Source organism: Vibrio sp. 10N.261.55.C5, from assembly GCF_041470505.1.
Lineage (GTDB): Bacteria > Pseudomonadota > Gammaproteobacteria > Enterobacterales > Vibrionaceae > Vibrio > Vibrio crassostreae_C.
On record NZ_JBFRMS010000020.1, the window covers coordinates 59,889 to 71,364 of the forward strand.

The 11,476-nt window shown below is 42.3% G+C and carries 7 protein-coding genes; 4 read left to right on the forward strand and 3 right to left on the reverse strand.

Features of this window, described 5'->3' with window-relative positions; genetic code table 11:
* Both AB4263_RS10090 and AB4263_RS10095 read left to right on the forward strand, forming a co-directional pair.
* Positions 1–435: LexA family transcriptional regulator (locus tag AB4263_RS10090; RefSeq protein WP_241904374.1), on the forward strand; the 435-nt coding region annotated here is incomplete at its 5' end.
* On the forward strand, positions 435–1,688 hold the full coding sequence (locus AB4263_RS10095; protein WP_372042964.1) for a Y-family DNA polymerase: 1,254 nt from the start codon (positions 435–437) through the stop codon (positions 1,686–1,688). The genes AB4263_RS10090 and AB4263_RS10095, both read left to right, overlap by 1 nt.
* Positions 1,689–2,030: 342 nt before the next feature.
* On the opposite strand, the gene AB4263_RS10100 is transcribed toward AB4263_RS10095, so the two are convergent.
* From AB4263_RS10100 to AB4263_RS10110, 3 genes are all read right to left on the reverse strand, one after another.
* The gene (locus AB4263_RS10100) at positions 2,031–4,478 is read right to left on the reverse strand and encodes a molybdopterin guanine dinucleotide-containing S/N-oxide reductase (RefSeq protein ID WP_372042965.1); all 2,448 of its coding nucleotides are present in this window, start codon (positions 4,476–4,478) and stop codon (positions 2,031–2,033) included.
* Between the two features lie 22 nt (positions 4,479–4,500).
* A complete protein-coding gene (locus tag AB4263_RS10105; RefSeq protein WP_102370550.1) occupies positions 4,501–5,595 on the reverse strand; it encodes a NapC/NirT family cytochrome c in 1,095 nt (364 codons plus the stop codon).
* A 313-nt stretch (positions 5,596–5,908) separates the two neighbouring features.
* A complete protein-coding gene (locus AB4263_RS10110) occupies positions 5,909–7,918 on the reverse strand; it encodes a cellulase family glycosylhydrolase (RefSeq protein ID WP_372042966.1) in 2,010 nt (669 codons plus the stop codon).
* A 405-nt stretch (positions 7,919–8,323) separates the two neighbouring features.
* Here AB4263_RS10110 and AB4263_RS10115 point away from each other — a divergent pair, with 405 nt between their 5' ends.
* Both AB4263_RS10115 and AB4263_RS10120 read left to right on the forward strand, forming a co-directional pair.
* Positions 8,324–9,598: an ABC transporter substrate-binding protein gene (locus AB4263_RS10115; RefSeq protein WP_102370548.1), complete on the forward strand. Its 1,275-nt coding sequence runs from the start codon at positions 8,324–8,326 to the stop codon at positions 9,596–9,598.
* Positions 9,599–9,844: 246 nt separating this feature from the next.
* Positions 9,845–11,476 (forward strand): cellulase family glycosylhydrolase (locus AB4263_RS10120; protein WP_372098165.1); only part of this gene is annotated, 1,632 nt, incomplete at its 3' end.

An 11,476-nucleotide genomic window follows, 5' to 3' on the forward strand; every position in this document is an offset into this window, starting at 1 on the left:
AGTAAATATTCTGAGATCGTTAACATGCATATTCTACCGCTTTCCCCATCCAGTATTTCTTGTTCACTCACCTCATGGGAATCACCAGCGGCTGAGTATGTTGAGCTTGGTGTTTCCCTGGATTCAGTCTTAGTCAATAACCCTAATGCCACATACCTTGCTTATGCTAATGGAGATTCCATGGAAAGAATTGGCATCTTCAACGGCGACTTATTAGTCATCGATAGAAAGCCACAAGCTCAACATTTTGATACCGTTATTGTCAGCTTAAATGGTGCATTTATGTGCAAGATCCTTGATGTGCATAACAGGCTTTTGCTGTCAGCAAATCCTCATCATTTGCCTATTGAGATCCATCCAGAAGATGCCTTTGCGATTGAAGGGGTTGTGATACGTTCTATCCGTCTACATAAACCACTGCCTGAGTTCATGTAATGTTTGCTCTTATAGATTGCAACGCTATGTATGTCGCTTGCGAACAAGTATTTCGTCCTGATTTACGACACCTACCCTGTATTGTCTTATCAAACAATGATGGTGCCGTTGTAGCTGCGAATAGGTTGGCAAAAGAAGTTGGAGTGAAAAAGTTTGAGCCCTATTACAAGCAAAAGGCACTCATTGAAAAGCGTGGTGTGAGCGTTTTTTCATCAAACTATGCTTTATATGCTGACCTGTCTGCAAAAATGATGGCAACAATTACGGCGTTCTCACCAAGGAGTCATATTTACTCAATAGATGAATGCTTTTTAGATATCAGTCGTTTTTCACATATTGAGTCAGATTTAATCTCGTTCGGTCAACGGATTCGTCAAACTGTTTGGAAAGAGTGTCGGTTGCCCGTTTGCTTTGGTGTGGGTGATACTTTAACACTATCTAAAATGGCCAACAGAGTTGCAAAAGTTGATAAAGAGTTGAATGGTGTCTGCATCATTGATTCTGAAGACAAACGCCAACAATATTTAGCATCACAATCTGTATCTGAAGTTTGGGGAGTTGGAAGAAGATTGACACAACGTATGAAGTTAATGGGGATTGAAACGGCTCTCGATTTAGCGAATTTAAGTCCTGAACAAGCAAGATGCTCTTTCAATGTAGAAATTGAACGAACCGTTCGTGAGTTAAATGGCCATCCTTGCAAAGCTTGGGACGAATGCAGAGCGGACAAACAACAGATATTTAGCACTCGTAGCGTCGGTAACCGAATAACGTCACTTGAAGAACTAAAGCAAGCCCTCGCCTTTCACGCTGCCACAGTGGCAAAAAAAGCACGCAACCAAAAGAGCTCATGTGCTATTCTCATGGCTTTTGCCAACACATCACCTTTTGATGACATACCGCAAAACTTCAAAGACACCTACATATTTGAATTTCCAACCAACGATACAAGTAAGTTGGCGAAAGCAGTGACGTTGATGGCAACAAGGTTGTTTAAGCCTGGTGTCAGCTATTACAAGATTGGCGTAGGAGCTATGAACCTAGTATCCGATCGGCAGCGTCAGCAAGACTTATTTTCGGAGCCAGATAACCCTGCGTTAATGAAAGCCATAGATAAACTGAATAACAAGTTGGGTCGTGATTCGATTTTCCTAGCTGCTCAAGGAACTACGCATGATTGGGCTATGAAACGTAATTTTTTATCCCCTCAATACACGACAAAGTTAAAAGACCTACCAAGAGTGCTTTGCTAGTAAACTGTCTGAAGAGTTGAAACTAGTTTTCCTTAAGCTTTTGGATAAAAATGAACTAGTGACTTTCCTAAATTAGCACATCATGAATAACTATAAGTATGGAAAGCCCAAGACACTTAACAAAGTGTTCAATCTATCTAATGCAGATCATTTAGATTACCAATCTCATTCGGCCCCACGCTAATCAACGTCGTAAGACCACATAAATGCCCTTTATGAAGATAGTCATAAAACACACTTACGAATAATTTAGAGGCCTTTGACGCGCGCGCCAAAGGCCTCTAAATAGTCTTGTTTTAGTCTGAAAGCTATGGACGGAGAATTACTTCACTTATTCTAGAACTATCCATTTTGGGGAGGATCAAATGCCGTAAGTTCTAATACTGGCCCTGTGTATTTTTCAATCTTCACAAGCGCAGAGTTTGCAGCACAGCCATTCGCCAAACGAGAAGTCGGAATATCCAACGTAAGCACGTTACAGCCACCGTTTTTACATAAGCCTGTATCTTTATCTAAATCTGGCCAACCGCCTTCATGGATACATACAGAGCCTTGTTTTATGCCATCAGTCACTAATGCACCCACCAATACCTGTCCACGACCATTATGTGCACGAACCAAATCACCGGTTTTAATGCCTCGAGCTTTCGCATCTTCAGGGTGAATTGAAATCGGCTCACGGTCTGCAATCGCGTATTCTTCGCGGATCTTCGCGTAGTTGAACTGGCTATGCAGACGATGCGCTGCGTGTGCTGTCATCAGTTGCAGTTCGCCATTTTTAGCGTTACCTGTGTACTCTGTTGGTTCTAACCAAGTTGGGTGCGCTGGGCAATCTTCTAATTGGTAACTTTCAATGGTTCTTGAGAATATTTCGAACTTGCCACTTGGCGTACCTAATGGGTTCATGATTGGGTTCTCACGAAAATCAGCGTAACGAACGAACTGTGCATTCTTCTCGTTCCACTTCATTTCGATTAACTGGTTGTCTTCCCAAAACTTACTAAAGTTTGGCATTGCAATGCGTTGACCACGACCACCTTGTTGTGCGGTTTTGTAGAAACCGTATAACCATTCCATTTCGGTTTTGCCTTCGGTGTATACATCACGACCACCTGGAGCAAGGAGTTCTGCCATATCAGCAAACACATCAAAGTCGCTACGCGCTTCGCCTTGAGGCTCAACCACTTTCTTCATTGGCACTAGATGCTGGTTACTGTAATCACCCGTCATTGTCATATCATTACGTTCAAACGATGTAGTAATTGGCAACACAATATCCGCATGTTTAGCTGCCGCTGTCCAGTATGGTTCAGAGATAACGATCAGCTCAGGTTTTTGCCAAGCTTTGATCAAACGGTTGGTATCTTGGTGATGAGTAAAGTTAGCACCGCCCGCCCACCAAATCATTTTTATGTCAGGGAAAGTTAGGTTATGACCATTATGATGATAGCTTACTCCTGGATTTTCTAGCGCTTCAACAATGCGTGCTACAGGGAAGGCATTTAAAGAACCCGACACTGCCCAGTCGTTACCCGCAGATGAACCACCACCAATAGCCGCTGAAATAGCAGGAAGTACGCCTGCATCACGTGCAGGATTGCCACCGTTTGAGTAGTGGTAAGAGAGACCAAAACCACCACCAGGTAAACCAACTTGACCTAGCATCGTTGCTAACGTGACCAGCATCCAGTGACGCTGTTCACCATATTGCTGACGCTGTATACCCCAGCCAGACATCAGCATAGTGCGGTTCTTGCTGAAGATATCAGCCAGTAGTTCCAGCTGTTTCACTGGCACACCACAGATCTCAGACGCCCACTCAGCGGATTTTTCAACGCCGTCTTCTTTACCCATTAGGTACGCTTCGAAAACGTCATAACCTGTTGTGTATTTGCCTAAGAATTCTTTGTCGTGTTTGCCTTGTTTCACCAATGTGTGTGCGATGCCCATCATCATGGCAACGTCCGTCATTGGGTGCGGAGCGATCCACTGAGCATTATCTCCGAAAAACTCGATGGTCTCAGAACGCATTGGATCTATCGCAATCACGGTCTTACCTGATTTCTTCAACTGATGGAAGAATTCAAGCCCTGCACAGTCGCTCGAACTCCAAGCAATTTTCAAGGTATTGATTGGGTTTAGCCCCCAAAGCACGACCACATCACTGTGCTGAAGAATAACTGGGTAAGTTGTTTGTTGTTCATATACCTCAATTGATCCCACGACATGCGGCATGATGACCTGCGCAGCACCTGTCGAGTAATCACCTAAGTGACCAGAGTAACCTCCAGCCATGCTCATGTAACGTTGTAGAAGCGTTTGCGCTTTGTGCAGAACACCACTTGAACGCCAGCCGTAAGAGCCTGCGAATACCGATTCCGCACCGTGCTCTTGACGAATACGTGAATGTTGTTGGTGAATCAATTTGTACACTTCATCCCAAGAGATACGAACAAATTCATCACTACCACGTACACCTTCAGGTGCAGATGGATTAGCCAAGTAGCCTTTACGAACCATAGGGTATTTAACACGCGCTTTTGTGTGTACTTGATCCGGGCCTGTAGTTTGAAGGCTGTTTGGAACCGTTTGTGCCAATGCATTCGTGGTTGACAACAGTTTGCCGTCTTCCACTTCACACAGCATTGGGCCCATACGGCCTGCTGTTAATACACCAGAGCCGCGTTTCTCAGAAGCCATTGCGCTCATTGGTGTCAAGGATGTGAAAGCCAACGCACCAGCAGTGATACCGGTACCTTTCATAAATCCACGACGGGTCATATTAGTCATAATTTTATCCTTTTAATTCTCTTTAGTGACCAACAACGTCTTTCGCGTGGTTTTGGAAGTACTTAGTCAGCAGCTCAAGGTTTTGCTCTGAAATGTCTGTACGATCGCCCATACTTTTCGCAACAGGTCCCCAAGCATTCACAGTAAAATGGTTTGAAGGAATCTTCGCGTGACACGTTGCACAATAAACATTGTCCAACTCTTCTGCATAAGACCAGATTGGGTCTAGGGTATCGACAACTGGGTCCGTAATGTCACCAGTTAACGCTACTGAACGCCATTCATTACCGTAAACATCGGCTTCGTATTCACCAGTAGTCAGTGCTTCTTGACCTTTGTCGGTTAGTGTCGCAACGATTGCACGTTGACCTTCACCGAAGTAAAGCACTTGTTCTGCGCCTTTCATTTGGAAAGCATTCAGAGTTACAGTACGGTTGTCGCCTTCAGCTTTAACGACTTCAAGTTCAGCTGTCGGGTTTATGTTACCAAATTCGCCCATTGCGATGTCGGTTACGGGGTAAACCACTTTCGCATCTGCTGGCGTGTTTTTCGTAAAGGCCATCAAGGTATCGAACGCTTTGCTGTCTAACTGAGCTTCAGGAGCAAAGTGCGCTACGCCTTTGTGACAGTCGATACACGTTTGGTTGTTCTCTTTACCGTAAGCGTGCATTTTCGCCGCATCACGAGATTGCTCGAACTCTTCCATGGCATCGAGTTCGTGGCAAGAACGACATGTCGCTGAGTTATTCTCACGAAATTGAGCCCATACTGTTTCAGCCATCTCTTCACGATGTGCTTCGTATTTCTCTGGTGTGTCGATCTTACCAGTGATGAATTCGTGGTAGATGTCTTTAGACGCCCTTACCTTGGTGATCACGTAGTCAATCGGATCGGAAGGGATGTGGCAATCGGCACATTCCGCTCGAATGCCTTTTGCGTTACTGAAGTGAACTGAACCTTGATATTCTTTGTGAGGTGCTTCCATTGTGTGGCAAGAAACACAAAACTCAGTACTCGATGTATAGTGCATAACAGCTGCAGTTCCCCCTAAGGTTAACCAGCCAATACCTATACCAACCGCCGCTATTAGCGCGATATATCGTTTTTTAATAGACATATTTAGACATCATCTTTAATAATTAATAATAGTTGTAATTATAGTAATACTTTGGAGGTATTTCTTGTTGGCCCATGTCATAAATTCTCTTTAAAGAGAATAAGCAATGTGATCACACTATTAGTTTTAGAAACTAAACTAAGAATGTACAATCATTTGCGCGTAAAAGCTGAAACTAGAACCAAGTTATGAGATTACTGATAGCTAGATCTAATTTACTCACGTGATAAATCATAGGACTCCAAAACGCCCGATGAAGTACATCGAGCGCTTTAGTTTATTAAACATCAACTCATATAAGGGTAGGTTACTTTTAATAAACAGGCTTCATTAGCTCGATGTTGTCAATATAGACTGAACCATCAAGTGGAAATTTATCTCCTACAATGTTTAAGAATAAGTCAGGGAGTTTTTTAGAAACGTCACCTAAGTCAATCTCTACTTGTTGCTTGTAGTATTCTTTTCCGTTCATGGTAACCTTTTCTAACTTATCTACGGTTGTACGATGCTTATCTGCGTCTAGTTTTACCCAACCGTCACCAAGAGCAGCGTAAGGGCGCACACCACCATTGTCTTTCTCTAAAGTTGGTAGGTATAAGTCGTAGCGAAGTTTAGTATGTTGGCCGAACTTCTTGACAGAACTATTGCGAAGTTTTAATTCTTCCCAATCGTTCTCACCTGACCAGATAATATTTAACTTCAACATTGGGCTTCCTAGCTCGTTAGATACCTCTAATGCGGGAGTCTTCCAGCTCGCTTGCCATGTACCTTCTCGCTCCCAACCTTGGAGTGAACCATTTAAAAAATCATAAGCAGTACCAACTTCATAACCTAGAATAGGGCGGTTGAATTTAACTTTGATCTTGTCTGTTTGGCGAGGGCCTTCTTTAAATGAAGCGACAGCAATTAGTGTTTTTTCACCGTAACCGATACTAGAAATATCAAGATCTGCATGATAGTAACCATCGCCATCGGTATCTAACATAGGTATAACTTTTCCAGATTCAGGAAGACGGAGATCTATGTTTGTGACGTTGCTACTACCTTCGCTGAATACATAGCTCGAAACCGTAATTTTTTGCTCAGGAATTGTCATTCCGTCAATAGGGTATGCGATGAAAACTGCATCTTTCGTTTCGTAGTTCAATCCACGCATCTGTTTGGAATGGTTTGTTAATATCTTGTCCGTTCTCCCACCATCTTTAAGAATTCGGAAACCGTCGTAATCAGGATAAAGGTTATCAGGTTGATTCGATTCAAAACCTGTTAGAATCCAAAACATGCTGCCAGCAAGCCCTTCGTTATATGCTGTCTCAGTCCACTTTCGATAGATTAGATCTCGGTTTTGAGGTTCATTTTTACCAATCCCGTATTCTTCAAGTACCGCTGGCTTGTTTGCTGCTCTCGCTGCCGCTGCATGATCTTTGATCCATTGTGTACCCCACTGTTCGGCGTTGTGTTTACCCCAATGTTCCGGGTATAGGTGGAATGTGCCGTAGTTGATGTTCGGCAGAGTAATAATTCGCTCCCAATCGACTCCTTCGTTACCGTTGTACGCCCAATCTTCGTGTCCCGGGCGCTTAAAAAAGCCCTCTGAACCTAGTGCAATAAGTTGGTTTGGAGCTTGAGAGCGAACATAATCACTCATTTCTTTTGTCCAAGAGTAAAGTAGCTCTCCTGATGTATCTGATTGTGCACGCGGCTCGTTACCCAGTTCCCAAGTCATGATGGCTGGTTCGTCACGATACGTAATGTCGGTGTATTGGTTAGTGTGGTTTACGATGTGTTTTACGTAATTTTTGTAAGCTTTCTTAATACGTTCGTCACGGTAAAAATCATCATGATGCGCTCCATCAAACCATTTTACATACTGAGGCATCCCGCCAAAGTCACCCCAGTTGTTTGTAAGGGCAATCACAACACGAATACCGCGTTTTTTAGCTTCTGCAATTGTAAAATCAAGGCGTTCTAGTGCGCTCTTAACTCCGCTTGGAGGAGTATAGACGCCAGGTTCTGGTTGCATAGTATGTTCATGGCTTATGCCTTCCATAAAGCCCCATACTCGAATTGAGTTGAGTCCCATGTCTTGAGCGTCATCAAGTACAGAAGTGATCATCGCATCTGACTTATAGTGCATGTAATAATTGTTTGTGCCAGCAAACCTGTAGGGTTGACCATCAAGTATTAGCTGGTTGCCTTTTTGAGACACAAAACTGCTAATACTTTCAGCGGGGAAGGTTGGCTTCTCTGTATTTACTACAGTTGTTGAGTGACATGCAGCAAGACCGATAAGTAATGGTAGAGAGTAGTAAATGGGTTTCATTATATTCATCCTTAAGTATTTTTCATAAAGGGCTTAGTTTTTAATCTGCCAGTAATGGTTGATACTTAGCTCTTTAATTCTTCTGTATTGTGTATTAAATCAACCCTGTAATTAATGAAAACGTTTCGATTTTGTGTTTTTGCTCATATTATGGATTCTATTGTGACTTTGTTCACAATAAGTAACGTAAATTGACCTCATTGGCGTGTTTTATTTAACCTGTTGTTTTTATTTGTATTTTTAGGTTTTATTTCGTGTCTATTATGTTCTAAGGATAAAAGATGTTGACGGCCATCACGTTGTAAAAATATGCGTATGGTTATTTTAAATTCGTAACGTTAATATTTTTTGTGTTGAAACATATCAGATTCCTCAAATTGATCTGGGGATGAATGGAGAAGAATAATGAAAACGTTTGTACCTACACTTACCAAAACACTTATTGCTGGTTCAATCCTACTAGGCCTTAATGGCATGGCTAATGCTGGAGTTATGGATGGGATCAGCCCAGAGCTTGTAAAAGGTGATATAACCTTTTACACAAACCGTACAGATCTAGTAGAAGCGGGCCTATATGACCGGTATGAAAAAGAATTTAAGAAGCTATATCCGAATGTTAACGATGTAAAAGTGGTTGCTTTTGCCGATTATCAAGGTGGCTTACGCCCTCGAATGAACACTGGTGATTATGGTGATCTTGTTCTCATTCTTCCTTCTGTGCCATCAGAGCAGTATGGCAATTTTTATGAGCCACTAAACGAGATTTATTCACACGAAGAAGTTTATTTCTTTGATGCGTGGGAAAATAACGGTAAGTCGTACGGTGTTTCTATGGGTAACTCTGTTGAGGGCCTTGTTTATAACAAAGACGTTCTAAAAAATGCTGGCGTTGAGGTTCCAATTAAAACTTTGTCTGGCTTCTTCGAGGCCGCAGATAAAATTAAATCCCAGGGCCAGATTCCACTATATGTAAACTTTGGCGCACAATGGCCATTACAACAATGGGATAAATTCCCTCTAGTGGTGGGTGGTACCGATACCGTTTACGAAGATATGCTTGACCAAGATAAGCCATTCTCTGGCGACACTCCCTATAACACCTCATTAAGTGTACTTAAGCGTCTTATTGATAATGGTTATACAGAAAAAGATCTTATGACTAACTCTTGGGAAGACTCTAAAGCAGCGATTGCAACGGGTGGTGCTGGTATGTACTACTTGGGTAATTGGGTTATTCCTCAAATTATCGAACGAGGTGCTGAGTCTGACAGCATTGGTTTCATGCCCATTCCATCTGACGAGTCAGGTGAGCTTAAGGCTCAGATGAACCATGATTGGGGTTATGCCGTGAGCAAACATTCAGACAACAAAGAAACAGCTAAAGCATATCTCAAGTTCCTAATTGAAGCGTCTGACTTTGATGAAGTTGCTGGGTTTATCCCAACGCTGAAATCTAAAGCGCCTGCACTAGCTCAGCTGAACGAATATATGAGTTACGAGCCTCAAGTAATCCAAACTCCAATTAACTCTTCGACTTTCATTGAAGTAACGAATCGCTCAAAGATTGATTTCTATTCAGGGGGTTACATTCAAGACATCATTACTTCTGGTGATTTTGATAAAGCACTTGAAAAGCTTGATTCACGTTGGAATCGCGCTAAAAAGCGTGTGATGAAATAGTACTTTGTTACCTAGGGTTATTTAAACCATAACCCTATTCGTTCTACTCCACTATTTATTTCTGTTGGTATCCATAGCCAAATCTACATTTGTACTTAATGACTACAGTGAGACAGCTTACTTTTTCATTTTTAATTTAAGCTCTATATAGCGGTATTTAGGCTTGGGAGAACTTCGGGGGGAGTCTCCCTATTTTTTTGCCTGAATTTCACGGCCAACAGATAAAATTCATTGCAAAGGAAACATATGAGCCTTAAAAAATATATATTACCAACCGTAATTTGTACTATGTTAGCTGGTTGTCACGAAAATGCTTCAGATGTTGTTGAGTATGTATCTCCCGGCGGTGGTGGTACATCTGTTCCATACCTGTCCTATCAAGAGAGTAATATTTACGTTAACGGTGTGAATACGGCCTGGTTAAATTACGCTCAGGATTTTGGGACCGGTCTCGATGAATCTCGAGCAATTCAATTATTTGATCAAGTTAGGAGTGTCGGTGGCAATTCTGTTCGTTGGTGGGTACACACTAACGGAACAGTAAGTCCTGTATGGTCAGCAGATAAAAACAGTGTAGCAAGCGGAGCTGAGCAAGCACTGGTTATTGCTGATATGAAAACAGCATTAGATCTTGCCGCTGAACGAGATATGTATGTCATCTTCAACTTATGGTCGTTTGATATGTTAGCTATCAAACAAGACGGTGTAACCGAAGTCGTTGATGCAAACTTTAAGCTTTTAAGTGAACCGGGAATGCAACAAAGTTATATCGATAACTTTATTTTTCCTTTACTCGAAGAGGTGGCAGGACATCCAGCCTTGCTCGCGATAGACCTATTTAATGAACCTGAAAATATGACGGAGTCATGGTTTAGAGAAAGAGAAGGTTTGGGCTCTACTTATAACGTGAGTATTGATCAAATTCACCAGACTACAGCGGTACTTAGTGCTGCAATTCACAATAAATCTGACGAATTAGGTAAACAGGTTCTTGTTACTACAGGACCTAAATCCCTTGGTATGTTTAATACTGATGGATTCGGGGGCGACAATTATTACAGTGATGAAAAAATGGAAGCCCTTGCGGGTAAAAATGCAGGGCTAGATTTTTATGCTCCCCACTACTACGATGATATGGGTAAAGAAGGCGCATGGTCTCCTTTCTATCATAAAGCGAGTTATTGGGAACTAGATAAGCCTATTGTTATTGGAGAGTTCTTTGCAGATGCAGATGCTTATAAGCCTGCCGATTTCAATTACTTTGGTGACCCATTATCAGAAGCAGAACTATGTGTGCGCCTTGGTGAAAATGAATATGCTGGTGGTTTAAGTTGGCAATGGACAAACCAATATAGTCAATCTACTTTAGACTGTGTCGCAGCAAAAGCTGGAGTTGAAATTGGCCCTGTATCTGGTATTTATGATTTTGATGATGGAATTGTCCCCACTGGTTTCGCTACAAAATCAGAAACAGGTGAGAAGCCCATTATGTCAATTAGTGAATCGGAATCGAACTCCAGTGACAAATCACTAATGATAAAAGTGAATGAAGAACACACGGGTGAGAAGAAAGCCTATGTCCAGTTTCCTGTCTCAGGGTTTGATTTCGATGTTGTTGGTACGGTAACACTTAAAGTTAAGTTAAGTGCCGACCTCTCAGCAGCCGGGTTTTCCGGTGGTAAACTCTATATCAAAGATGGAGATTGGGTTTGGAGTGAGGGGCCTTGGGTAAACATGTCAGCAGAATACTGGACTGAAGTAAAGTGGGTCATGGAGACCCCTCCGACTTCATTAAATGAATTGGGGCTTCAATTGTATGCTGGAGACGGGAGCCAGGAAACGTCTGCTGTGGCTTACATCCCTATCTGGCAGGATAGT